Raw genomic sequence first — 24,208 nt, 5'->3', positions numbered from 1 at the left:
ACTATGCTCTCACTTATCCCAGAGCGCCCGCTTCAGGATCTTGCCGGAAGCGTTTTTCGGCAGCGCATCCATGGGGATGAAGCGGCGGGGGATCTTGTAGCTGGCAATATTCTTCGCCATGTATTTCCGGATTTTATTCTCATCGAAGGGATAGCCCTCTTTCATGACCACATAGGCCCATACCGCCTGGCCCCGGAGAGGATCCGGATGACCGATGACGGCGCATTCCGAGACGCCCTCTACCTCATAAATGCAGTCTTCCACTTCGCCGGGGTAAATATTTTCCCCATTCACGATGATGAGGTCCTTCAGCCGGTCCACGATGTAGATGAACCGGTCCTCGTCCATGTAGGCCAAGTCTCCCGTATGGAGCCATCCATCGCTCTCCAGGACCTTCGCCGTTTCTTCCGGCTTCTTCCAGTATCCCTTCATCACGTTATCTCCCCGCACCATGAGTTCTCCCACAGTACCGGGCTTATAAGGGCCATCCTCGCCGGTGACGATTTTCGTCTCCACTCCTGGGATGGCGGGCCCTACGGTGAGGTACTTGATCCGGTCCGCCGGAAGGACGCTTACCACCGGCGACGCCTCGGTGAGGCCATAGCCCTCCCGGACAGGGTGGTGGAACCGGTCAAAGAAGGCCTGGGACACGGGCTGGGGAATGGGGGCACCGCCGGAAATGAAGTCCCGTACCGTCTCCATAAGGGATGGATCCCCCCGGCGGGCCAGGAGGTTGTACATAGGCGGCACCATGATGGCGATGGTGATGGAATATTTTACAATGGTATTGATGATTTCCGAGGGGCTCTTCGTCCGGAGAAGCACCAGTGTGGAATGGGCATAGAGTCCCATATGAAGAGCCACGGTCATCCCATAGCAGTGGAAAAGGGGCAGCACGCAGAGAATCTTGTCCTCCGGCCCATAATCTACGGCCTTCCCAAACTGCAGCACATTGTTCATGAGATTTTTATGGGTCAGCATGGCTCCCTTGGGGCTGCCGGTGGTGCCGGAGGTATAGACCAGGGCACACACGTCGTCTTCCGTCAGGTCCTCCGGGAAAGGCGGTGCTTCTTCAGCACGATTGTCCCTTGCCCGGAAATCCAGGTCATGGATATCTACGGAAGGACAGAATACATCCAGGTCCGTATCCGTAATCAGAAGGGACGCTTCCCCGTCCTTCAGGATATAGTCCACTTCCCGGTCCACCAGGGAGTTGTTGATCGGGATAATAACCGCCCCAAGGCTGATAACTGCCAGATACGCAAAAATAAACTCCGGCCGGTTGGCGGAGTACAGTCCCACTTTCATTCCTTTACGGATTCCCATTTCATAGAGGCTGTTCCGGTACAGATGGACCAGCTCCGCCAGTTCTCCGTACGTAAACTCCCCGTCCCCTTCAATGGCTATATGGGAAGGGTCAGCCCCATTGATAATTTCATGAACAAACATATTACACCTCATCTAAGACATAAACTAACGATTTCATGACTTAATTTACATATATTATACAATATTTGGGCGGTCCTTGGGTGGCGGACTTTTATACGGACCGGTGGAGGCATCGGGCCTTTAGCTTTGAACATCGAGCTGCACAGGCTCTGTAGACAAATGAGATCGAGACCGAGGGTATAGGGCCCTGTGGTCCCGGGGAATGGCCTCCGCCATGGCCAGGAGGGAGGGCTCCTCCTTCCCCTCCGCTCGGAGCAGGGACGCCGCAGGCAGGGCCTCAAATCTCAACTCTGCTTTTGCCGCGAAGCGGCAGGGCCTCAATTCTCAAACCTCAATTCTCAATTCTTTCCATTCGTTATATAATAAGGTTAATCTATCCTTAAGGAGTGATACCATGAACGATACGCATACAAACCGTCTGGCCGCTGTCCGCCGGCGGATGGAAGAAATGGGCCTTACTTCCCTTCTGGTGTCCGAGCCCGCCGCCCTGTGGTACCTGACAGGGGAGTCCATCCATCCCGGAGAACGGCTCACGGTGCTGGTAATCCCGGCCAGGGGCAGCGCCTTCTGGGTCCGGAACCGCCTCTTCCCCCTCACCCGGGGCATGGGCCTTTCCCCAAAAGAAGCGGAGAAGGCAGGGCTGCCGGCAGATATTTCCTTTGAAGACGGGGAAGACGGCATTGCCCTTCTCGCCGGACGCCTGCCGGAAGGGACCCTGGGCATCGATAAATTCTGGCCCTCCCATTTCCTCCTTTCCCTCATGGAGAAGCGGAAAGACCTGGCTTTCAGGAATGGCTCCCCTGCCGTAGACCGGACCCGGGCTATCAAGGATGGCGCGGAAATCGATGCTATGCGGCTCGCCTCCTTCCTCAATGACCGGGCCATGGAGCGGATTGCCCGCTTCCTCCGGGAAGGGGTGACGGAGAAGGAATGTGCCGACCGGCTCCTTGCCATTTATAAAGAAGAAGGGGCAGAAGGGTTCTCCTTCCCGCCCATCGTTTCCTTCGGTCCCCACGGCGCCGACCCCCATCATATGCCGGATGATACGGTATTCCACGAAGGGGATGTGGCCCTCTTTGATATGGGCTGCCGGAAGGACCATTACTGCTCCGACATGACCCGTACCTTCCTCACCGGCACACCATCGGAGGAAGAAAAGAAGGTGCACACTCTGGTCCGGGAAGCGGGTGAACTGGCGGAGTCCCTCGTCCGTCCCGGCATTCCCCTCGCCGACCTGGACCGGGCAGCCCGGGATTATATCGCCAAAGGAGGCTATGGTCCCTTTTTCACCCATCGTCTGGGCCACTTCATCGGAATCAAAGAACACGAAGAAGGCGAAGTATCTTCCTCTTCTCCCCTCACCGCAGAGCCGGGCATGATCTTTTCCATAGAGCCCGGCGTGTACCTCCCCGGAAAATTCGGCGTCCGCATCGAGGACCTGGTCCTCGTCACTGACGGGGGCTGTGAAGTGCTGAACCATGCCCCCAGGGGTTGGGAAATTCCCTGAAAGGAGTCTAGTATGCTGAAAATCAGAAATGCTGCCATCGGTGAAGGAAAGCCGAAAATCTGCGTCCCCCTGGTATCCGGAGACTTTGAAGAACTGGAAAAGGAATGTACTTCCCTGGAAGGTGTACCCTTGGACATGCTGGAATGGCGGGTGGATTACCTCATGAACCGGGACGGATTCAGCGCCACTGCAGACCTGGACCGGGCCTACCGCATCATTCGGAGCCACTTCCCGGATACCCCTCTCCTCACCACGGTCCGCACGAAGGGACAGGGCGGCGTCCACGACATGGCGGAAGCTGCCTATTTCTCCACCCTCTCCCTCCTCCTGTCCTCCCGGTGGGCAGACCTGCTGGATGTGGAATACGGCCATGATTCCATGGACACGAAAATCCTCATGGCAAAGGCCAGGGAGAAGAAGATTCCCCTCCTCATGAGTTTCCACAGCTTCCATCGAGCCCTTACGGAAGAGGAAATCACAAATACCCTGGAAGCCATGGCTTCCTTCCATCCGGATATCCTGAAGATCGCAGTCATGCCGGAAACCCCGGCCGACGTGGCGGCCCTCCTTTCCGCCGCCGCCAAAAGGATGACCCGGTTCCCGGAGACTCCGGTCATGACCATCGCCATGGGCCCCCTGGGCGTCCTCACTCGGGCCGCGGGAAACTATATGGGCGGCCCCATCACCTTCGCCGCCGGAAAAGAGGCCAGCGCTCCCGGCCAGCTTACGGCGAAAGAAATGCGGCAGGTACTGGACGTACTATATAATGGGTAGAGCCACTGGCACGGGGGCTTCCAGCTGCTAGCTTCTAGCTGTTAGAAAAACTGGACAGCCTGCGGCGCTGATATGAACCAGGTATTCGTGCGAACGGGCGGTTTTTTTAGCTGGACAGCCGCTTCGCGGCGGATTGGCATGCTAACGGGCAGAGTCACCGGCACGGGGCTGCTAGTGATGCGTCTCAATCACATTTGGGATAATGATTAACGCTGACTTGAGTGCATTATTACATTTTCTTTCCGTCATTAAATACATTTGACCCTATCCCTAACTCGTCATCTCGAGCGGTGGTAAGCACCGTAATGAAGTGAAACGTAAAAATAGAATGTGAGAAAGAGTCGAGAGATCTCTCAGAAAAATGCCTCTGACGGTCTTACAACGCTAAGCACGGTTAAAAAGCCCTGTATTCCCGAAAGCAAGAAAGAGTTCTCGACTCATCGTAGCTGTAGCGATTTTTACCTGTATAATCATTTTGCATGCTGCCACCGCTCGAAATGACGTTATGGGGGTAGTTTCCACTTGCGAGCCTATTATTAAATTATCACATAATTGAATTATCATTAGCACAAATATGATTAAGACAAGACGCCAGTTGTCAGGAAAGCCGATTCGCCTGCGGCGCTTCCAATCAATGTTCTTATCAGCTTTTTATGCCGTAGGCTAGTCATCTTTCCTGACAGCTGGCAGCTAGAAGCTAAAAGCCCCCGCACGGGTGCACGCCGCCCAGCCACATAACCGCCGCAGGCTGATGCACCCTCCCGCTAAAAGGCCGAATCCAATAAAAAAAACATCCCCGCCACGAGGTGGGGATGTTTTTTATTGGATTCAGGCTTCCGGTTTCTCATCCGTTGGTTCTTCCGGTTTTTTTTCGGTATCACCCTGTTCTTCTGTCGGAGCTTCCGTTTCCGGTGCTTCTTCCGTCGGAGCCGCTTCTTCTGCAGGAGCTTCCTCCGATGGAGCTGCCGCTTCTTCCGGTTTTTCCTCTTCTACAGCCGGTTCTTCAGCGGCCGGTTCTTCTTTCTTCTCTTCCGGCGCCGGGAATCCTGCCATAGTCGGAACTTCCAGCTTATCCATGGCATCGATGGCAGCCAGGGCAAGTTCCAGGTCTTTCCGGATCTTGCCGACGTAGGTCTTCATATTGCCTTCGGTGCGGATCATGTTTTCCATGAGCCGGCGGCGGGATTCTTCCGCATCCCGGATGATCCGTTTTCCTTCCTGGTGGGCATTGGCGATGAGGATGTCCGCATTCCGTTTCGCGTTCTTCTTCACGTTTTCTGCGGTATCCTTGGCCAGCTGCAGGGTATTGGTCATGGTTTCGGAAATTTTTTCATAGTTGGCCAGCTTTGTTTTCATCTGGTCCATCTGTTCTTCCATTTCCCGATGTTCCCGGTAGATCTGCTCATAGTCCGTCACGATCTGCCGGAGAAAATCGTTGACCTCCTCTTCACTGTAGCCGCGAAGGCTCTTGGAGAAAGTCTTGTTATGGATGTCCATTGGTGTAATCATAGGTTGTCCTCCTTAACGGTTCTCTTCCCTATTTTACTTGTTTCCATCCATTTTGGCAAATCGGGAAGAAAACCTGGAAATGGAGAGGGATAAAAGGTTCCAAAGGTCCAAGGGTTCCCACCGGTCGAAATGACGCATTCGGGCTGGTGATCAAAAGGCGGCGCTATATAATTTGTGCGCCGCCACATTCACTCCTCACTCCTAACTCATAGGAATACAGTCATAGGGAACCGTGGACCGCCTCATTCGTGATTTGTGAGCACTTTCTCAGTCGTCCCGGTCTACCTTGTATTTCCGTTCCAGTTCTTTATAGGTATCCAGGCCGATGATGTGGTTGAACTTGCCGAACTCAATCATCCGGTCTGCCGTAGCCTCAGTGGTACCGTTCTTTTCAAGGCCCGTAAACAGGTCGTAGAGGGCTTTGGAAATGGTGTACACAGCACTGCAGGCCCAGAAGACCACGGAGAATCCCATTTCTTCCAGTTCCCTGGCCGGAATGAGAGGTGTCTTGCCTCCTTCGATCATGTTGGCCACGATATAGGCGCCGCTGCCTTCCATGCCCCGGGCAAATTTTTCCAGTTCCTCCCGGCTTCCGATACCATCGGCGAAGCAGATTTCTGCGCCCGCATCGGCATACCGTTTGCTCCGTTCAATGGCGTCATCGATGCCGTATACCGCCCGGCTGTCGGTGCGGGACATGATCATGGTTTCCTTGTCGAAACGGGCATCCACAGCGGCCCGGATCTTCTGGGCATGTTCTTCGGCGGAAATGACCTGTTTCCCATCCATGTGGCCGCAGCGTTTCGGCCATGCCTGGTCTTCGAAGAAAATGCAGGCAGCCCCGGCCTGTTCAAACATCTGCTCCGTGCGGATCACGTTCAGCGCATTGCCGTAGCCCGTATCGCCGTCGGCGATGACCGGAATGTTTACGGCGTTGCAGATGCCCGTGAGCTGCTGCGCCATTTCAGAGCAGGAAAGGAGGCCCACGTCCGGCTGTCCCAGACGGGAAGCGGATACGGAGTATCCGCCCATGGTGATGCAGGTCATGCCGGAGAGTTCAGCAATCCGGGCTGCCAGGGCGTCCCCCACACCCGGGGTGACCATGATCTTGCCGGATTTCAGGTTATTACGGAAGTCAATACGTTTTTCAGTAGCTGTTTTCATAATAGTTCCTCCTATTATAAATAGAAATAGAGTTGAGATTTGAGGTCCAGCGGCTTCGCCGCCGGTTTGCCTGCTGATGGATAGAGTCAGTTGGTGCGGAGGCTTCTAGCTACTAGCTTTTAGCGGTTAGGAAAGCTGAACGCCTACGGCATGGCTTATTTCCGGGTACCCCGATTGAAAGCGCCGCAGGCGAATCAGTTTTCCTGACAGCTAGCCGCTAGAAGCTAGCAACTCCCGTGTGAGTGGCTCTGCCCGTCAGTACCGTGCACATAAAAAGCCTCTTTCCATGGGGAATCCACAGAAAGAGGCGCATTGGCGCGGTACCACTCTCACTTATACCTTAGGGAGCATGGAGAATGGTACAAAAAAAGCCCTGTCCCATCGGACAAGGGCGCTCATGGCGCGGTACCACCCTGCATTATACTCCATATCCTTAACGCGGACAGACGGTGGACTTACTGATTTTCAGTCCCCAGCTCACAGGCGACACGCCCCTCTTCCATACCGGTTTCCATCCTCCCGGCTCTCTGTCATTTCCGACAGGGCTTATTCCTGTTCCTCGCTTAGTTCTTATTACCCGCTATTATAATAGGCATTGTTCTATCTGTCAAGGAGGGTGGGAACGGCGGGTATGTGCAGATGCCCAGGGCGGCGCAAAAGTTTCCGGCTATAAGTCAGGAGTGAGGAGTGAGGAGTGGTGGTGCGGCGCACAAATCGGATAGCGCCGCAGATTTTATATTTAACACAAAAGTCGCTGATCCTGTCTGGCATCTGACGAATGGAGTCTCCACCAAACGTAAGTATTAAGAACAAATAGCCCGCGTCAAAGTTGCAGGATAGATGCGGCGTGGCCGCAGAATACAAATTCGTGCCGCTATATAATTTGTTGCGGCACACCTTCTCCCTGGCCGAGGACCGCAGCCCTTTCCTCTATCATTTCCCTTTCCCCTCATCCTCCGGATGGGCTTCTGACTCCATTTCATAGGACCACATGTGGGTGGGCACCAGGTTTCCTTCCTTGTCACAGGTGTAGCGGACGGAGTGGGGCATATTATGGGCCGTGGACAGGGGCCGCGTGAAACCCCGGCCGATGACATCGGTGGTGTTCATGATAAAGAGGAAAGCCGAAGGGTCGATATCTTCGATAAGATGGCGGACCCTGGTGATCTGGGTGAGGTCCACGATGGCAAAGACGATCTTCTTTTCCACTCCGGAAAAGGCGCCCTGGCCATAGAGGAGGGTAGCGCCGTGGTGGATATTCCGAAGGATGGCATCGGAGATTTCCAGAGGCTTATCGGATACGATGAAGGCCGCCTTCCTCTGGGCAAAGCCGATGACGATACGGCTGGAAAGGTTCGCATTGATGTACATGGCGATGAGGGTGCAGATGGCGGGCTCCAGGGTAAATATGAAAGCCCCCGCCGTGACGATGATGAAATTCAGGGCAAACACCACGTACCCGATTTCCAGGTTATAGTATTTCTTCAGGATGGCACCGATCACGTCGAGACCGCCGGTGTTGCTGTTGTACCGGTACAGGATGCCCATGGACACCCCCAGCACCACGCCGCCGGAAATGGCTGCCACCAGGGGATCCTTCACCACGTTGTAACTGGAAAGGAAAGCGGTGAGATCGATGAATACAGAACACAGCACGGTGCCCAGGATCGTAATCAGGGTATAGAACTTCCCCATGAATTTCAGGGAAAGAAGGAGAATCGGGATATTGAGGAGCAGGTTCGCCATGCCGATGGGGAAACCGGTCAGGTAGTAGAGAATCATGGCAATACCTGTGAGACCGCCGGACAGGAACTGATGGGGCACAAGGAACACATTCACCCCGATGGAATAGCCAAACGTCCCTACCACCGTAATGGCAATGATAAAAGCAAGGCGCTGCCAGAATGTGGGCGTATGGAAATCGGCCCCTAACACGTTTGCCATAATTGATTTCTTTCCTTCCTTCTTTACAAGATGAAAAATTCCTATTTCATTATATCATTCCCACAGGGCCCGGGAAAAAATATTATCCTGTATAGTAATAAAATCGAGATCGAGGCCGAGATGAATAGCCTGCGGCGCTTCCCTGTGTCATTCCCGATACAATGATTTCCCCATTGTCTTTCAGCTTCAACTGTGGGAAAATGGTGAAAAGGACGATCAGGGGCTTCTGTATGTTTACGGCTGGAATCATTCGCACAGAGCTTCTGGCGGTCATCCCTTAGCTTTCAGGAAAACGGATCGGCCTGCGGCGCTTTCTATTCCCTATGACTGTCAGTCATCCATGCCGCAGGCTTTCGTGCTTTCCTGGCTGCCAGCAGCTCCGTGCTGGCGGCTCTACCCGTAAGCATACCTTCACATGCCCTGCGTTAAAGAAAGAAGGTCATCCTATGCCGAAACTCACAAACCCGCCGCCCAAAAAAGTGGACCATTTCAACGGCGGCAACGGCCTCGTGATTCTCCAGGCCATTGCGGGGCCGGACATATTGAAAGACAAATGCCGGCTCTATATGAAGCGTACCGTGGAGAAAGGCTGCTCTATCGGGTTCCATCCCCATCGGGGAGATGAAGAAATCTACTACATTCTCTCTGGGCATGGCCTCTACACCAATAAAGCCGGCCACTGGGACGCCGGCCCCGGAGATGCCCTGTTCTGCCCAAATGGCGACAGCCACAGCATCGTAAACGCAGAGGATACAGACCTCGTCATGATAGGCCTGGTCATTTATGATACAGATCCTGTCCCGGTTATAAAGAAAGAAGGAACTCCTATGCTTGAAAAACTGCCACCCAAAATCATTGAACATGCCAATGGCGGCAAAGGCCGCATCATTCTCCAACCCATCGCCGGACCGGACGTATTGAAGGACAAATGCCGGCTCTACGTGAAATGCACCCTGGCCAAAGGATGCTCCATGGGGGTCCACCAGCACAAAGGGGATGGGGAAATCTACTACATCCTCTCTGGCCATGGCCTTTACACCGATAACGACAGCACCTACGAAGTGGTCCCCGGGGATGCCACATTCTGCAAGAACGGTGACCGCCACGGCCTGGAAAACATTGGCGATGAAGACCTCATCTTCATGGGTCTCATTATTTATGACAAATAAACAGAGTTGAGATTTGAGAGTTGAGAGTTGAGTTCTAGCGTCTCCGCCGCGGGAAACCTGGCTCCTCCACTGGGGAGGAGCTGTCTGCGAAGCAGCCTGAGGGGGGGTATTTGCGGCGCAGCCGCTGGTCTGATGTCTGCAGTCTGACGTCTTTTGCGGCGCAGCGGCTGGACCTCAATTAAACCCCAAATTTCAACTCTGTTTTTACACGGCAAAAAGCACGAACCCGAAGGTCCGTGCTTTTTCTTATGTCATGCTTCAGGCGCCGGCACCGTCACTGAGGTCACCGGTATCCACCCGTCTGACCCCGTTCAGGGTGAGGGAGGAGAGGCCGGCCAGTGCATTACCTGCATCCAGGAGCTGCTGGTCCGTAGCGTCCAGCTTCACCTGGGAGAGGGTCACCGTTTTCACGGCTGCCTTGCCGGAGGCGGTGGTGCCGTTATTGAAACGGACCTGAAGTTTCACATCGGAAATCGCTTTTACTGCTGCCATAATAGGTTCCTTTCTTTTTTACAACTAACCAGTCTCTTACGCCAGATCCTCGGAGGAAGTGGTGATGACGCTGGCCCTGTCCAGGGCTACCACATCGGCGCCGGCGTTGGTGACGAGGATGGGAATCAGCTTCTCTGCTGCCGCCTTCGCCTCATCCAGGGTCACATTTTCCTTTGGGCTGGCAATGGTGATGGTCATGGTGGAGTTACCGCTGGTCTTGAATACGAGTGCAAGATTCTTCATAGGTTTTTTCCTTTCTTATAAACAGTGGAATCAGGGGAGAAGTTTCCGATCTGCCCCCGCGCGCCGGGCTTTCTCTTCGCTTCTCTGTCTATATAGTGCAGGGAGAGGAGAAAGTGTCCCGGGAAATTTATAGAGTTGAGAGTTGAAAGTTGAGGTCCAGCCGCTTCGCGGCGGATTGGCATGCTAATGGACAGAGTCACCGGCACGGGGCTGCTAGTGTCTTGTCTCAATCATATTTGTGCTAATGATAATTTGCTAACTTAGTAATGGTGGTAACTACCCCATAACGTCATTTCGAGCGGTGGCAGCATGCAAAATGATTGTACAGGTAAAAATCGCTACAGCTACGATGAGTCGAGAAATCTTTCTTGCTTTCGGGAATACAGGGCTTTTAACCGTACTTAGCGTTGTAAGGCCGCCAGAGGCATCTATCTGGGAGATCTTGGGGCTCTATCTCACATTCTATTTTTATATGTTACATCATTACGGCGCTTACCACCGGAGGAAGCGTGTCACTGGATTCTCAGTCGCCTGCGGCTCCCTGCAGCACGGCTATCAGCGACTCACGATGATTTGCGCGTCGCTACGCTCCTTCAAATCATGTTCGCTGCTGTGACTCCAGTTCCCTTGCCACCCCAGAGGGGGCAGCAAGTTTCTTCTCTCCCCCTATCGAGGGAGGGGGACCGCGTAAGCGGTGGAGGGGTGCCGTCGGAGAACTGATGGAAATTGGCCTGAAGGGCCTATCCAGCTAAAAAAGAGTTCATTTGTGGCGCAGCCGCTGGGCCTCAATTCTCTTTACTCAATTCTCAAATCTGTCTTCCCGCCGCAAGCTGACCAGCTTTCCTGGAAGCTAACAGCTAGAAGCCAGAAGCCCTCGCTTGTTCGCATAACACTCAGTTACACGATCTCCATCAGCCGTCAAAGTGAAAAGGAACCGTGAAAGCACTCTTTCTCGGTTCCTTTTCATTAATCCATACAAATATCCCCGTCCAGTTCCATTCCTTCCAACCGCAGGGCATTGGTGAACTGCCACAGGGAGGCGCCGGGATAACTGCATTCCCTGCCCCACTGGGCACACCACACCGGTGTCCCCGGCGGCAGGGAGGGCACGTGGATCTTATGGGTGAGCCAGTCCCAGCTGCCATAGATACCACAGGAATATCCTTCCTTCTTCATTTCTTCCAGAAATGAAGCGGAAATGGCGGTGATGACCTGGCCATCGGTGAGACCATTCTTTTCCTTATACCGGTCTGCATCTTCCATATCCAGCCAGCAGCCCATGGGCAGGTACGCCGGAGAAAGGCCACAGTCCCGAAGCACGAAGGATGCAAACCGGGCTTCCCGGGCCGCCGCCTCCATCGTCAGGGCATAGCTGTAGTAATAGATTCCCACCTCTATGTCCGCCGCCAGGGCGCCGTTGATATTTTCATAGAATAATTCGTCCATATGGACCTGTCCCCAGCCCAGGCGGACGATGGCGAAGGAAAGGCCTCCCCTTTTCAGGGCCCTCCAGGGAATGGACCCATTGTGCTCTGATACATCGATGCCCCACTTCATTTTCCCACCCCCTTCAGCCGTTTGAGGAGAAGGGCCATGGACGTAAAGCCCGCCTCCGACAGGTTCTCAATCACCGACAGGGCCTCCGACGCCGCCAGGTAGCTGATGGCCAGGGATACCATGTCTGAAGGCTGTCCGGAAGACTGGAGCAGGTAATCCGCACACCCCGCTGCCAGGACACAGATGTTGTAGAGGATCAGCTTCGACAGTCCCCGTTCCTTCATGATCCGGCTCCGGATGAGGCCCAGCTTCCGGGCCCGGGGAATGGCCTCCGCCATGGCCAGAAGGGAGGGCTCCTTCTTCCCCTCCGCCCGGAGCAGGGACGCCGCAATGGCCAACCACCGGGTGAGAAGGTCCAGCAGCACCAGCAGGGAAAAACAGAGAAACATAAGGGCATGGTGGGCAGCCACCAGGAAGAGAAGGGACCCCGTCACTTTCAGGGGAAAGCAGCTGGCCAGGTCCTTCCCGGATTCCAGTAAATGATTCATAATGACTCTCCTTTCGCAGCAGCTATTTCCTGTCTGTATAGTCCCCCTGCCGGAAAGGATGTCCCAAAGGAAATATTTCTTTTACCTCTGCCGCCTTACCGGGAAAAGGGAGTGTGCCAGATCCTGTAAGGTCTTTTTCCGGGCTTACAGACCCTGTAAGGGCTGGAATCACGCCTTCTGCGCCCTGTAAGCGAACTTGCGTTCTATCCATAGTTTCCCTATGCTTAAATCATCCGCGGAAATAAAAAAGGCATGCCGGAAACAGGCAATCATGAAAAGACAGGAGAACTATGAAGAAGAAAAGAAATTACTGGAAGCTGCCCAGAAGGGCAGTAAGGAGGCGGTGATGGCCCTCATCCACCGCTATGAGCCCCTCTTCCGCCGTCTGGCGGCCGGAGAGACCCGGATGGAGTGGGAAGACATACGGCAGGACCTGGTGGTGGTCTTTCTGGAGGCCCTCCGGGACTTTGACCGGGAAAAGGGCATCTACTTTGCCTGGTATATCAGGCAGCGGCTGTACTGGGCGAAGACCCGGATGATCCGGAAGGCCGTGGAGAAGAGCAGTCACGAAATTCACAAGGAAGAAGAGGACAGGCCCATGGAAGACCCCTGTGGCCGGGAATCTCCCCTGGAAGCCCTCCATCGGGCCCTGGGCGCCCTGGAGTTCTCACCGGACGAAAGAAAAATCCTGGACGCCCTTCTCCAGGGGAAGAAAGTAAGCCGGATCCTTGCGGAAACGGGAATGAGCCGTTCCTCCTACTACCGCAGCCGGGACCATCTCCTCCAGCGGCTCCGCAGGGAAATGGGGACCGGGGACTGAGGTGCAAAGAGGCCAACGGCCGGGCTTTAACTGTCCGGACCCGGGCCTGTAAAGCCCCAATCCCTTCTTCCCCCCTTTCCACAAAGACCGGCGCTGTAATATAATAGAAAGAAATCAATCACCGGATATGATCCGGTTTCCTAGAAGGATAGCAGCAGGGAGGATATCGTATGGGTCTCAAAGAATTCAAACTGGCCTATGGCCGCGGAACGCAGTCTGTCATGCTTCCGGAAGAACATATTTCCGATGTGCTGGAGGGTGTACCCACTCCGGCCTGTGACGTGAAGGAAGCCACCCTGGAGTGCATGCGGCACCCCATCGGCTCCAAGCCATTGACGGAAGTAGTCCACAAGGGGGACAAAGTATGCCTGGTGGTGGCGGACATTACCCGCGCCTGGAACCGGGCTTCCGAATTCACCATCCACGTGGTGAATGAACTGAACCGGGCCGGCGTGCCGGATGAGGACATTTACATCGTCTTCGCCCAGGGCACCCACCGTCCCCACACGGATGAAGAAAACGTGACCTGCGTAGGCGAAGAAGTGGCCAAACGCATCAGGATGTACCAGCATATTTCCACAGACAAATCCATGCTCACCCACATGGGTACCACGAAACTGGGCACCGACGTCTGGATCGACACCCGAGTAGCAAAAGCGGACAAGGTCATCCTCATCAACGCCGTATCCACCCACGATATGGCAGGATTTGGCGGCGGCCGGAAGCTCATCCTTCCGGGGGTTGCCGGTTTCGAAACGGTCCAGCAGAACCACTGCCACGCCCTGGGACCCACCCTGGGCAGCGGCCTGAACCCCGATGCGAAGCTCCTGAAAATCGAAGGAAACCCGGTGTCCGAAGATATGCAGGAAGCCTGCGACATGGTGAACCCCTGCTTCCTGGTGCACTCCATCATCAATGAGGAAGGAAAGATTTCCTCCATGGTAGGCGGCGATCCCTACAAGGCATGGCTGGAAGGGACAAAGGAAACCTACCGCATGCAGAAGGTCCCCATGAAACAGCAGGCCGACGTGACCATCGTATCTGCCGGCGGCTATCCGAAGGACACGAACCTCTACCAGGGCACCAAGTGCTACACCACCGCAGAAATTGCCACGAAAAAAGGCGGTATCATCATCACCATGATTGAGGCGGAAGACATCATGGAACCCCCGGCTTATCTGGGCAGCTTCAAGTACAAGGACCTCACGGAAATGGAAAAGGGCCTCCGCGCCTGCTTCACCATTCCCTTCTTCGTGGCCTTTGAAAACCTGATTACCGCCATGACCCACACGGTATACATCGTCACCCGGCCGGAAAACTTCGACATCCTCCGGGAAAAGACCCACCAGATTCCCGTAGCTTCCGTAGAAGAAGCCTGGGAACTGGCCAAAGCGCAGCTGGCAAAGGAAGGGAAGACGGACTACTCCATCAACATCATCCCCCACGGCAGCGCCATCGTACCGTTCCTGAAGAAATAAGGAAATCAAAACCGCAGGGCTTCGGCCCTGCGGTTTTTTGCGTTCTGTCCTGACCGGTGTCGCAGCATGAGGCCGTACAGGTGGGGCATTGAGCATTGGCCGGGTGTCGGATAGATGTGTATACGTACGAACGGGCGGGGGCTGCTAGCTTCTATCTTCTTAGCATTTCTCCCCCATTTGTGTTAAAATAGTAGGGTATGTTTTGAAAGATTTAAATAAAGAAATGGGAACTTATGAAAAAATCATCGAATGAATTTATCGCTATAGGGCTCATGCTGTTTGCCCTCTTTTTTGGTGCTGGAAACCTTATATTTCCTGCGTTCATGGGACAGAATTCCGGTTGGAATACCTGGTACGCCACTCTGGGATTCCTCATCACCGGCGTAGGCATTCCCTTCGCCTCGGTGCTGGCGATCTGCCTTTCCGGAAAGAACCTGGAAGAACTGGCGGGCCGGGTGCATCCGGTGTACGGCGTCCTTTTCAGCTGCGCCCTGTACCTCACCATCGGACCCTTCTTCGCCACCCCCCGTACGGCTACGGTGTCCTATGAAATCGCCATTACCCCCTTCCTGCCACCGGAAATGAAGGATGTGGGCCTCTATATCTTCGCCTTCCTCTTTTTCCTCCTGTCCTGGTACCTTTCCATCAGCCCCTCAAAGCTGGTACCCCGTATCGGAAAATGCATTACCCCATTGCTCCTGATTTTCCTTTTCCTCCTCATTGCCGCTTCCTTCTTCCACCCCATGGGCCAATGGATGGCACCCACCGCCGCCTATGACACGCCGGTGAAGGCCTTCTCCTCCGCCCTGCTGGAAGGATACAACACCATGGACTGCCTGGCGGGCCTCGTCTTCGGCGTCATTGTGGTGGAGTCCATCAAGCTCTACGGCCTTACGTCGGGCCGTGAAATCGCCGGCGCCGCCCTGAAGTCCGGCCTCATTTCCACCTTCTTCATGGCCCTGGTTTACGCCGCCCTCTGCACCCTGGGCGCCTCCTCGGTGTCCGTGCTGGGGCACATGGAAAATGGAGCCCCCGTACTGGTAGGCGCTTCTACATTTTACTTCGGCCATCTGGGCAGCATCATCCTGGGTATCATCGTGGTCCTGGCATGCCTTACCACATCCATCGGCCTCACCGCCTCCTGCGCCGCCTACTTCAACCTGCTGGTGCCCCGGTTCTCCCACAAGGCCTGGGCCACCTTCTTCACCATCCTGTCCTTTGGCGTCGCCCTCTTCGGCCTTTCCTCCATCATCAAAGGGGCCATTCCGGTGCTCCTCTTCCTCTACCCCCTGGCGATCTGCCTCATTCTCCTCACCTTCCTCAACGACTTCTTCCACGGCAGCCGGAAGGTCTACGTTCTGGCCACGGTCTTCACCTTCGTCCCTGCCCTGAACGACGGCCTCAAGGCAGCGGGCCTTGCCATCCCGGCCCTGGCAAAGTTCATGGAAACCCTGCCCCTGGCTTCCTCCAACATGACCTGGATCCTTTTCTTCGCCGCAGGCCTCATCCTCGGCATCATCTGGGACCGTCTGGAAAACCTGGACCATGGGACAGCGGAAGAATAGAAGATAAAATGAAAAACCGCGTTGAAAAACAATCTTTTCAACGCGGTTTTTGTATGGAATAAATAAAAGAATTGAGAATTGAGGTAAGAGATTTGAGGTCCAGCCCCTTCGCGGCGGATTGGCATACTGATGGGTAGAGTCATTTGTGCGGGGGCTTTTAGCTTCTAGCGGCTAGCTGTCAGGAAAGCCGGGCCGCCTGCGGCGAAAAAGATAGATTTGAGAATTGAGTAAAGAGAATTGAGGCCTGGCGGCTGCGCCGCAAATGCCCTCTCTGTCTTCTGTGCAGATTCCGCCTCTTCGAGGCGGATCCATCCCCTGCCCTTTGGGCCGCCCCCTTCTCTAAGGGGGCACTTGCTTACCGTTATTCTCATTGAGTGTGATAAACGCTTAGCATTCAGGCCCTTGGAGATGGGCTGCGGCAAAGCCGCAGGATGGATGCGGCGAAAGCCGCTGATCCGGTCTGATATCTGTCGTCTGATTATCTGATGTCTTAACTGCAGCAAAGCAGCGGAGCCTTAATGTTTCACCCAATTCATTTTTCCCAGTCATACAGCGCTACAGGAGGCAGTGCACCCCGTAGAGCGGCATATTGAGCAGGCGATCCTGTCTCTCGCAGGGATTCATAGAAAGCCGTATGGCCAGGGAAGGCTCATATTTTTCACAATAGGAACGAAGACTTTTCGCATGAACTGTCTGTCCTGCCTTCACCTCAATGGGTACCACATTTCCTTCATGCTGGACCAGGAAATCAATCTCGTATCGACCACTTTCCGAAAGCATATAAAAAAGATCCATATTCCTGTCTGCAATCATCTGCTGGCAAACATACTGCTCCGTCAGGGCTCCTTTGAATTCTGTAAAAATCCGGTTCCCCTCCAGAATGGATTTCGCATCGAGCCCGCTCAGTGCCCCCAGGAGACCGGTATCCAGGAAGTACAACTTATAGGCATTTTCTTCTGCATAAGCCTTCAACGGTACTGCCGGTTTTGTGACACGGTTCACCCGGGTAATAAGGCCGCAATCCATGAGCCACTCCACGGCCATTTCGAAGTCTTTGGCTCTGGCTCCTTTTTTCACCTGGCCAAAGAAAAACTTCTTATTTTCTTTAGCCAGCTGTGCCGGAATGGCGTGCCACACCATACGGACCCGGGGCAATTCACGGGGATCCATATGTTTACTGAAATCGGCCTCGTACATCTCCAGCAGTTCTTCCTGCATTTTCCGGACGGCTGCGTAGTCCTTATTCTCTGAAAAGAATCGGACAATTTCCGGCATGCCGCCGGTATAGTAATAATTCTTCAGGGCCGTCACGTATTTGTCATGGAAAGCATTCATCATTTCCATGTCCCTGGCGTCCAAAAGGCGGGCAAGACCTTCTTCCCCCTGGGCCATGAGGAATTCATAGAACGACAGGGGGTAAAGGGACAGGGTGTTCACCTTACCTACAGGATAGGAAATCCCCTCATGCAGCGCCACCCCCAGCATGGACCCCGCCGCAATGACCGGATATTCCGGTCCGTTTTCACAGAAATATTTCAAGGAAGAAATGGCAGCCGGTGCCTCCTGGACCTCATCGAAAATAATAAGCGTATCTCCCGGTGTCACGACAACGCCGGTCTCAATATTGACAGCCATGAGAATCCGTTGGATATCGAAATCCTGGTCGAAGATATGCTGCATCACAGGATTATGGTCAAAATTTACATAGGCAACCTTCTTGAAATATTGTTTCCCGAATTCCTTCATGAGCCAGGTCTTCCCCACCTGCCGGGCCCCTTTCAAGACCAGCGGTTTCCGGACAGGAGAATCTTTCCACTCCACCAGCTTTTTCATCAATGCTCTTTCCATAGGCTCCTCCTTCTCCATTTTTTGCAGGGAATATCTGCCTGTATTTTACATTTTTTGTAGGGATGAAGCAATGGATAATTACATTTTTTGCAGCTATGGTGAAAGAATTGGGTTCCAGCCCTTTTGCGGCGGATTGGCATGCTGATGGAAAGAGTCACTGGCACGGGGCTGTTAGCTGCTAGCGGCCAGCTATCAGGAAAGCTGGGCCGCCTACGGCGAAAAAGATAGATTTGAGAATTGAGTAAAGAGAATTGAGGCCTGGCGGCTGCGCCGCAAATGCCCCCTCTGTCTGCTGCGCAGATCCCGCCTCTGTGAGGCAGATCCATCCCCCGCCCTTCGGGCTGCCGCCGTTTGGCCTGAAAGGAAGGCGCTTTTATGGGCAGGCAAGGCGCCTTTTGTATTTCAGGCCAAACTTGGAAGTCCTATGCAGGACTTCCATCTCCAAGGGGGGCACGCTTTATGTGGATAGCGTCATTTGTGCTGAGATGTTTGCTATTAGCGACGAAGACTCTGCTATCCCAACTATCAGCTGCCCATTATCCGCTGGATCTCAATTTTCTTTACTCAATGTTACTCTATCCCCATCCAAGCAGGCCCTTAGAGAAGGGCCGCGCCAAAGGCGCAGGATGGATGCGGCGCAGCCGCTGTTCCGGTCTGATGTCTGCAGTCTGATTGTCTGATGTCTTACCTGCGGCAAAAGCCGCTGGACCTCAACTCTCAACTCTATCCCTTACCCCACAAACACATACTGCACCAGTCCCATGTAGCACAGGGTGCCCAGGGCCATGGAGAGGAGCATCTGCCGTTTCCAGAGGTGCACTGCCACCGTAAGGGCGAGAGCGAGGGCCTCGGGGATGCCGTGGGACCCCTTCAGGAGGGATACATCCTTCAGGCAGTACACCACGAGGAGGGCAAAGACTGCGGAAGGCAGGGCTTTGCCCAGGTATTTCACGTAGGGCGGCAGCCGGCTGCCGGGCTTGAAGATGAGAAAGGGCAGGAACCTTGTGATCATGGTGCCTGCGGCGCAGATGAGGATGGTGGCCACCTGCTGCCAGAAGGGCATGTCCGTCATAAGAAGCCACCTGCCTTTTCAATGGGTTTCCGAAGTACCGTAAGAGCCGCCAGCATACCGATCATGGCGGGGATGATGAAATTATCGGCGCCGAAAATCAGAAGGCTGCCGATGGAGAAAACAAAACCGATGAGGGCGGTGTAATGCTTCCCCTCCTTCAGCCACTGTTCCAGGAAAATGACCACGAACATGGTAGTCATGACGAAGGAAAGGCCCTTGGAATCGAAGTGGAGCACATTTCCCAGGAGGCCCCCCATGAGGGCACCGGACACCCAGTAGCTGTAGTTCAGGAAGGACACCCAGAACATATACCAGTGCCGGTCGATGTCATAGGGAATGGTGGCGGAGTAATTCAGGGCAAAAGTTTCATCACACATCCAGAAAATGAGGAACGGCTTCTTCCAGCCGCTGCCCTGGTATTTCTCCAGCATGGACAGACCATAGAAAAGATGCCGTGCCTGCACAGTCAAGGCTACGATGAAAGCCTGCAGGGGAGCAAAGGGGGAAATAAGCATGGACACCGTGACGAACTCCAGGGAGCCGCCGAAGATAACCATGGCCATGAGAGTGGGGTAGAGAAAATTAAAGCCCAGGGTATGCATGTAAAAGCCATAGGCAAAGGCCAGGAACCAGAACCCCGCAAATATGGGGAGCGTATAGGGGAAAGCCTCATGCAGTGCCCGCAGGGCCGGGGAAGATTTAGAACTCATAGAACCTCCTAAATGAAACGGAACAGTTCTATTGTAATAGGGATAGGCACAGGGTGCAAGGGGAGAGGAAGATTGAGGCCGAGGTCGAGATCGAGGGCAATAGCCGATTCGCGGCAGAGACGTCCGATAAAGTCAGCGATTCCGTTATTGTACTATCTGATACTTACCGTATATCGTCATCTCGAGCGGTGTAAGCATGCAATATGACCCTGCATATAAGAATCGCTACAGCTTCGATGAGTCGAGAGATCCCTCAGATAGTTGACTGTGACGGGGGGTAAAAGCAGAGTTGAGAGTTGAGATTTGAGAGTTGAGGTCCAGCGACTTCGCCGCAGAGCCTACCAGAATCCCTCTGTCACTGCGTGACATCCCCCTTTGAGAAAGGGGGACTATCCCATGGCGGCTGGCGCCGTATGAATCCGGCCTGCGGCGCTCCCATCGGCTAACCCCGTCTGCTTCGCAGCCACCAACGGCTGGGCTCTAAGGGGCTGCATGCTTTGGGATTATCTCACCTATTGAGAATAACCATAAGTACGTGCCCCCTTAGAGAAGGGGGCAGCCCGAAGGGCAGGGGATGGATCTGCCTCGCAGAGGCAGGATCTGCAAAGCAGACTGAGGAGGCGCATTTGCGGCGAAGCCGTGAACCTCAATGTCTCGCTCAATTCTCGATTCTTAAAAATACTGCCAGCAGCCCCGCACGTTCGACCGCTCACTTATTCATCCTTCTCCCGGCCCGCAGGGCCTGACCAGCTCAAGGCTCAAGGCTGAAGGCTCAATGCCAGCACACGTTCACACACTTTCCCTGCCATGGACCATCAAAAAAAGCTGCAGAGGTCATCCCTTCTGCAGCCTTTTGCGTAAAGTCCGATTTATTTAATATACGCCGTAGCCCGAATCATGAACATGTTGTCCATCTTCCGTCCGCCCATGTCCTTGGCGTTGAAGCCGTAGTCCGCTTCGATCTGGAGGCCCCGCATGGGGACGAAGGACGCCTTGGCCAGGAAGAACTTGGCGCCGCCGTAGTTTCTGTTTGGAGAATCGGTGCCATTCATCTGGGCATCCATTTTATCGGCAATGTATGCCGGTACATTCTTCATGCCATGCCAGTCCTTATATACATGGCCCATGTACTGATCCACGATATCGTTGCTGGAACCGCCAAAGTAGGTACCTGCCTGGCTGTAGATGTAGTCCAGGCCCAGTTCATAGGAGCCCGCTTTCAGCACATCCGCCGTGCCGTAGTGGAGTCCGTAGTTGAAGCTGTAAGGCCGTTCATTGTTCAGCGGAAGTCTTCTTACGTTCTTTACGAATTCCCCCTGTACATGCCACTGGGGAGTGACGTAGTAAGCGCCAGCAAAACCATAGGCCCGGCAGATATGACCAATAGGTCCGACAGCGGTCATGCCGTAGGCGTGGAATTCCCACTGCTGGGGCTTCCGGTAAATGTAGGAAGCGTAAGCCACCGGCACATCTTCATCATCACCCCAGTTTTCGGTAACATCCTGACCCATGGGGTAGTAAACATCGTTATCAAGGTTGTAATAACCAATACCGTTCGTTACCAGCTTGGCAATATCAATTCCCTGCACTTCACTGCCAATTGCAGCTAATGCCGGGTTAGCAGAGGCGCTAAGTTGTTTACCAATATTGGTTACAGTAGCTTGTAACGTCCTATTATCAGTTGTATTACCAATTGCTGTCGCAGCTTTATTCATAGTTTCCATCATATCTTTTGCAGCTGTAGGATTGGTTTTTGCTACTTGAGCAATCAAGCTTTTCACTTTTTCACTATTATTCAGTGTAGAAAGAAGCTGAGCTTTTACTGTACTGTTCGTCAGCGCAGACATGTTGTGCATGCCGCGGACCATGGGTCCTGTGAAGTCATAGTTGATATCCGTAGCACGGCCATAGGCTAATGTCAGGTGGCCCCCATCTATGTAGTCGCCGAACTGGGCTACGATACCTTTGAACTGGCCATCATAGGTGTAGCCGGTGACACCCATCTTCACCGGGAACTGGCCGATGCCGATGAGGTTTTTGGACGGTCCGAAGGGGCGGTTCGTGAAGTCTGTCTGCTTCGGTCCGAACTGGTAGGTTGCCCAGAGGCGGTTCATGTGGAAATCCCCGTCGCCGTAGCCATTCCGTTCATACCGGTTGCCGTTGGAGTCGTAGCCATATCTATTGGGCTGGAACACATCCTTGCCGTTCATGGACATGTAGGTCTCCAGCTGGCTGTACACCGTGGTACGGTCATTCACGTTGGCAATGGTATTCAGACGGACACGGAGGCTCAGTTCATCGTGCTTGGACTTGCTGTCCTTGAATACATTGTCATACCGGGGTACGTCCTGTACCCGGAGTTCTGTAATCGTATTAATATGGCCGGTCTTCTTTTCCAGCTCCGTCACCCGGACGCCGAGGCTCTTCAGCTCATCGGCATATTCGCCGGCCAGCTTGTCCACCGTAGCCTTCTGGGACGCATTCAGCGTATTTTCCTTAGCCATGAGGCGGGCAATGATCTGGGACATTTCGTAGCGGCTGACGTTCTTGTCGCCCCGGAATGTGCCATCCGGATAGCCGTCCACCACCCCCTGGTCGGACAGCTGGGAAACCGCCTGGTAAGCCCAGGAGGAATCATCCACATCGGCAAACGGATTGGCCGCGGAAACGGTAAATGCGGTGGCTGCAAAAAGGGCAGCCGCCAGTGTTGTCTTCAGAAGGCAATGGCTCATCTTGTTCTCCCCGAAGCTCTTTTCGAGCTTTCTCTGTGTAATTCTCAAATAAACAAACTCTTATAAAACATCCAAATCGTTTTGAGTAATTTTTACCTTATAAAACTAAAACATTATAGCTACATTTCTGCTGTACTGTCAATAGGAATTAGCACCAGTTGCTAAAATGGCATACTACCGCCGATTTTCTCATAGTTATGGGCATAATAAAAAGAAGGGCCTCCCGGTTTTCACCGGGAAGTCCTTCCTGACTAGCAGTTTACAGCCGCACAAATGAGAATAAAAATCGATATTTTATCACTCTTTTGTGAATTCCGTTTGAATTACATGGATTCCTTTTAAAACGATAAAGGCGATAATGCATCCTGCTCCGCAGGACACGGAGAACAGGGATACATAGAAGAGAGCTCCTTTAGAGGACCCCATGAAGAGAGCCGCAATAGGATAGGACAGGAGGCCGCCGATGACGGATGTCCCTACGAACTCCCCCAGCACCGCCGCCCAGAGCTTATGGACGTGGCTGTAGAGGAATCCCGAAAGGAAAGCCCCCACCATGGACCCCGGAAAGGCCAGGAGACTGCCGGTGCCCAGGAGATTCCGGATGAGGGCCGTAGAAAAGGCGGCGGACGTACTGTACCGGGTGCCACAGAGGACGGCCAGGAAAATATTGATCATATGCTGCAGCGGAAATGCCCGGGTCACTCCCAGGGGAAAGGAAAACATAGGGGACAGCAGCACCGCCGCCCCCACCATGAGGGCAGAAAAAATCCATTTCCGAAAGGCCAGCGACTTTTCATCTCTTTGGTTCATGAGTACCTCCTTGTGATATACAGGTCATGTTTCCTATAGCATAGCACGATGGAGGAAAAAGAAAAGAGTTGAGAGTTGAGAGTTAAGGTCCAGCCGTTTCGCGGCGGATTGGCATGCTGACGGATAGAGTCACCAGTGCGGGGCTTCTAGCTGCTAGCGGCTAGCTGTTAGGAAATCTGGTTCGCCTGCGGCGAAAAAGATAGAGTTGAGGAAAGAGAGTTGAGAGTTGAGGTCCTGCCTGCGGCGCTTCCATCAGCTAACCTCCGTCGCCTTCGGCGCCACCTCCTTCCCAGGGAAGGAGGCTAATTTACAGCGGCTGCGCCGCCGATGTCCGACCTCCCCCATCTATGGGGGAGGTGGCGAGCGAAGCGAGACGGAGGGGGCTCTCGCTAAAGTCGCTCCCACTGTCCGCGCATCCATCAGCGGCTTCGCCGCAAAAGCAGAGTTGAGAGTTGAGGTCCAGCCGCTCCGCGGCGGAGATGTCAGAAGGTCAGACGATCAGACGTCAGATAGAGTCAGCGGTTCCGTTATTGTGCCATCTGACACCTACCGTATAACGTCATCTCGAGCGGTGTGAATATGCAATATGACTATGCCCATAAGAATCGCTACAGCTTCGATGAGTCGAGAGATCTCACTGATATATGACTGTGACGGGAAAAGCAGGATTGAGATTTGAGGTAAACATTGAGGCCCAGCCTGCGGCGCCTCCATCCGCTAACCTCCGTCACCTTCGGCGCCACCGCCGGGCCACGAAAGGAAGGCGTCTTATTGTGCAGTATAGATGTGCAGGTCCTGCATAGGACCTGCAAGCCAGCCGCAAGTTGGCACTTATACTGCACATTAAAGTGCTTTCCTTTTGGGCGGCTGGCCGATC

At 53.9% G+C, this 24,208-nt stretch carries 19 protein-coding genes; 6 read left to right on the top strand and 13 right to left on the bottom strand.

Annotation, left to right across the window (positions count from 1 at the left end; genetic code table 11):
- Positions 1–9: 9 nt before the first annotated feature.
- A complete protein-coding gene (locus ACFWUL_RS11135; RefSeq protein WP_416177343.1) occupies positions 10–1,449 on the bottom strand; it encodes a class I adenylate-forming enzyme family protein in 1,440 nt (479 codons plus the stop codon).
- Positions 1,450–1,843: 394 nt separating this feature from the next.
- On the opposite strand from ACFWUL_RS11135, the gene ACFWUL_RS11130 reads away from it, so the two are divergent.
- Positions 1,844–2,956, top strand: coding sequence for a M24 family metallopeptidase (locus tag ACFWUL_RS11130; RefSeq protein WP_416177342.1), 1,113 nt, complete (start codon positions 1,844–1,846; stop codon positions 2,954–2,956).
- 12 nt (positions 2,957–2,968) lie between these two features.
- Entirely contained in the window at positions 2,969–3,730 is a 762-nt protein-coding gene (gene aroD / locus ACFWUL_RS11125) for a type I 3-dehydroquinate dehydratase (RefSeq protein ID WP_416177341.1), read from the top strand.
- Positions 3,731–4,558: 828 nt separating this feature from the next.
- Here the strand turns inward: aroD and ACFWUL_RS11120 are convergent.
- From ACFWUL_RS11120 to ACFWUL_RS11110, 3 genes are all read right to left on the bottom strand, one after another.
- Positions 4,559–5,239, bottom strand: coding sequence for a DivIVA domain-containing protein (locus ACFWUL_RS11120; RefSeq protein WP_416177340.1), 681 nt, complete (start codon positions 5,237–5,239; stop codon positions 4,559–4,561).
- 267 nt (positions 5,240–5,506) lie between these two features.
- On the bottom strand, positions 5,507–6,403 hold the full coding sequence (locus ACFWUL_RS11115; RefSeq protein WP_297020534.1) for an isocitrate lyase/PEP mutase family protein: 897 nt from the start codon (positions 6,401–6,403) through the stop codon (positions 5,507–5,509).
- Between the two features lie 933 nt (positions 6,404–7,336).
- Positions 7,337–8,347, bottom strand: a complete 1,011-nt coding sequence (locus tag ACFWUL_RS11110) for a YitT family protein (protein WP_297020536.1) — start codon at positions 8,345–8,347, stop codon at positions 7,337–7,339.
- Positions 8,348–8,793: 446 nt separating this feature from the next.
- Here ACFWUL_RS11110 and ACFWUL_RS11105 point away from each other — a divergent pair, with 446 nt between their 5' ends.
- Entirely contained in the window at positions 8,794–9,516 is a 723-nt protein-coding gene (locus tag ACFWUL_RS11105) for a cupin domain-containing protein (protein ID WP_416177339.1), read from the top strand.
- Positions 9,517–9,774: 258 nt separating this feature from the next.
- On the opposite strand, the gene ACFWUL_RS11100 is transcribed toward ACFWUL_RS11105, so the two are convergent.
- The 4 genes from ACFWUL_RS11100 to ACFWUL_RS11085 form a co-directional block, all read right to left on the bottom strand.
- Positions 9,775–10,008, bottom strand: coding sequence for a DUF1659 domain-containing protein (locus ACFWUL_RS11100; protein WP_297020546.1), 234 nt, complete (start codon positions 10,006–10,008; stop codon positions 9,775–9,777).
- 36 nt (positions 10,009–10,044) lie between these two features.
- On the bottom strand, positions 10,045–10,251 hold the full coding sequence (locus ACFWUL_RS11095; protein WP_297020549.1) for a DUF2922 domain-containing protein: 207 nt from the start codon (positions 10,249–10,251) through the stop codon (positions 10,045–10,047).
- 966 nt (positions 10,252–11,217) lie between these two features.
- Complete coding sequence (locus ACFWUL_RS11090) at positions 11,218–11,808, bottom strand: GH25 family lysozyme (protein ID WP_416177338.1); 591 nt, start codon at positions 11,806–11,808, stop codon at positions 11,218–11,220.
- Positions 11,805–12,296, bottom strand: coding sequence for a phage holin family protein (locus tag ACFWUL_RS11085; RefSeq protein ID WP_297020558.1), 492 nt, complete (start codon positions 12,294–12,296; stop codon positions 11,805–11,807). The genes ACFWUL_RS11090 and ACFWUL_RS11085 overlap by 4 nt, the downstream gene beginning before the upstream one ends.
- 271 nt (positions 12,297–12,567) lie before the next feature.
- Between ACFWUL_RS11085 and ACFWUL_RS11080 the strand changes: the two genes are divergently transcribed.
- From ACFWUL_RS11080 to brnQ, 3 genes are all read left to right on the top strand, one after another.
- Positions 12,568–13,116, top strand: coding sequence for a helix-turn-helix domain-containing protein (locus ACFWUL_RS11080; RefSeq protein ID WP_416177337.1), 549 nt, complete (start codon positions 12,568–12,570; stop codon positions 13,114–13,116).
- A 170-nt stretch (positions 13,117–13,286) separates the two neighbouring features.
- Complete coding sequence (gene larA / locus ACFWUL_RS11075; RefSeq protein ID WP_297020562.1) at positions 13,287–14,594, top strand: nickel-dependent lactate racemase; 1,308 nt, start codon at positions 13,287–13,289, stop codon at positions 14,592–14,594.
- 233 nt (positions 14,595–14,827) lie between these two features.
- Positions 14,828–16,159: a branched-chain amino acid transport system II carrier protein gene (gene brnQ, locus ACFWUL_RS11070; RefSeq protein WP_416177336.1), complete on the top strand. Its 1,332-nt coding sequence runs from the start codon at positions 14,828–14,830 to the stop codon at positions 16,157–16,159.
- Between the two features lie 555 nt (positions 16,160–16,714).
- Here brnQ and ACFWUL_RS11065 read toward each other — a convergent pair.
- The 5 genes from ACFWUL_RS11065 to thiW form a co-directional block, all read right to left on the bottom strand.
- Complete coding sequence (locus ACFWUL_RS11065) at positions 16,715–18,007, bottom strand: ATP-binding protein (RefSeq protein ID WP_416177335.1); 1,293 nt, start codon at positions 18,005–18,007, stop codon at positions 16,715–16,717.
- Between the two features lie 730 nt (positions 18,008–18,737).
- A complete protein-coding gene (locus ACFWUL_RS11060; RefSeq protein ID WP_416177334.1) occupies positions 18,738–19,079 on the bottom strand; it encodes a branched-chain amino acid transporter permease in 342 nt (113 codons plus the stop codon).
- Positions 19,076–19,789 (bottom strand): AzlC family ABC transporter permease, encoded by a 714-nt coding sequence (locus ACFWUL_RS11055; RefSeq protein WP_416177333.1) that lies wholly within the window; start codon positions 19,787–19,789, stop codon positions 19,076–19,078. Before ACFWUL_RS11055 ends, ACFWUL_RS11060 begins: the two co-directional genes overlap by 4 nt.
- 869 nt (positions 19,790–20,658) lie before the next feature.
- Positions 20,659–22,521 carry an S-layer homology domain-containing protein gene (locus tag ACFWUL_RS11050; protein ID WP_416177332.1) on the bottom strand — a complete coding sequence of 621 codons (1,863 nt, stop codon included), beginning with the start codon at positions 22,519–22,521 and terminating at the stop codon, positions 20,659–20,661.
- Positions 22,522–22,818: 297 nt separating this feature from the next.
- Complete coding sequence (thiW, locus tag ACFWUL_RS11045; protein ID WP_416177331.1) at positions 22,819–23,331, bottom strand: energy coupling factor transporter S component ThiW; 513 nt, start codon at positions 23,329–23,331, stop codon at positions 22,819–22,821.
- Positions 23,332–24,208: the final 877 nt, after the last annotated feature.

This window comes from Dialister sp., assembly GCF_047832375.1.
Lineage (GTDB): Bacteria > Bacillota > Negativicutes > Veillonellales > Dialisteraceae > Dialister.
Note: the sequence above shows the minus strand (reverse complement) of the source record. Positions and strands in the feature narration are given on the sequence as shown.

What these genes read in the sequence shown, in the direction of transcription:
- ACFWUL_RS11065 (WP_416177335.1), bottom strand. Translation starts at nt 18,007, where the DNA reads ATGGAAAGAGCATTGATGAAAAAGCTGGTGGAGTGGAAAGATTCTCCT.
- ACFWUL_RS11050 (WP_416177332.1), bottom strand. Translation starts at nt 22,521, where the DNA reads ATGAGCCATTGCCTTCTGAAGACAACACTGGCGGCTGCCCTTTTTGCA.
- larA (WP_297020562.1), top strand. Translation starts at nt 13,287, where the DNA reads ATGGGTCTCAAAGAATTCAAACTGGCCTATGGCCGCGGAACGCAGTCT.
- ACFWUL_RS11085 (WP_297020558.1), bottom strand. Translation starts at nt 12,296, where the DNA reads ATGAATCATTTACTGGAATCCGGGAAGGACCTGGCCAGCTGCTTTCCC.
- ACFWUL_RS11090 (WP_416177338.1), bottom strand. Translation starts at nt 11,808, where the DNA reads ATGAAGTGGGGCATCGATGTATCAGAGCACAATGGGTCCATTCCCTGG.
- ACFWUL_RS11095 (WP_297020549.1), bottom strand. Translation starts at nt 10,251, where the DNA reads ATGAAGAATCTTGCACTCGTATTCAAGACCAGCGGTAACTCCACCATG.
- ACFWUL_RS11060 (WP_416177334.1), bottom strand. Translation starts at nt 19,079, where the DNA reads ATGACGGACATGCCCTTCTGGCAGCAGGTGGCCACCATCCTCATCTGC.
- ACFWUL_RS11055 (WP_416177333.1), bottom strand. Translation starts at nt 19,789, where the DNA reads ATGAGTTCTAAATCTTCCCCGGCCCTGCGGGCACTGCATGAGGCTTTC.
- aroD (WP_416177341.1), top strand. Translation starts at nt 2,969, where the DNA reads ATGCTGAAAATCAGAAATGCTGCCATCGGTGAAGGAAAGCCGAAAATC.
- ACFWUL_RS11135 (WP_416177343.1), bottom strand. Translation starts at nt 1,449, where the DNA reads ATGTTTGTTCATGAAATTATCAATGGGGCTGACCCTTCCCATATAGCC.
- ACFWUL_RS11100 (WP_297020546.1), bottom strand. Translation starts at nt 10,008, where the DNA reads ATGGCAGCAGTAAAAGCGATTTCCGATGTGAAACTTCAGGTCCGTTTC.
- brnQ (WP_416177336.1), top strand. Translation starts at nt 14,828, where the DNA reads ATGAAAAAATCATCGAATGAATTTATCGCTATAGGGCTCATGCTGTTT.
- ACFWUL_RS11130 (WP_416177342.1), top strand. Translation starts at nt 1,844, where the DNA reads ATGAACGATACGCATACAAACCGTCTGGCCGCTGTCCGCCGGCGGATG.
- ACFWUL_RS11105 (WP_416177339.1), top strand. Translation starts at nt 8,794, where the DNA reads ATGCCGAAACTCACAAACCCGCCGCCCAAAAAAGTGGACCATTTCAAC.
- ACFWUL_RS11080 (WP_416177337.1), top strand. Translation starts at nt 12,568, where the DNA reads ATGAAAAGACAGGAGAACTATGAAGAAGAAAAGAAATTACTGGAAGCT.
- ACFWUL_RS11110 (WP_297020536.1), bottom strand. Translation starts at nt 8,347, where the DNA reads ATGGCAAACGTGTTAGGGGCCGATTTCCATACGCCCACATTCTGGCAG.
- ACFWUL_RS11120 (WP_416177340.1), bottom strand. Translation starts at nt 5,239, where the DNA reads ATGATTACACCAATGGACATCCATAACAAGACTTTCTCCAAGAGCCTT.
- thiW (WP_416177331.1), bottom strand. Translation starts at nt 23,331, where the DNA reads ATGAACCAAAGAGATGAAAAGTCGCTGGCCTTTCGGAAATGGATTTTT.
- ACFWUL_RS11115 (WP_297020534.1), bottom strand. Translation starts at nt 6,403, where the DNA reads ATGAAAACAGCTACTGAAAAACGTATTGACTTCCGTAATAACCTGAAA.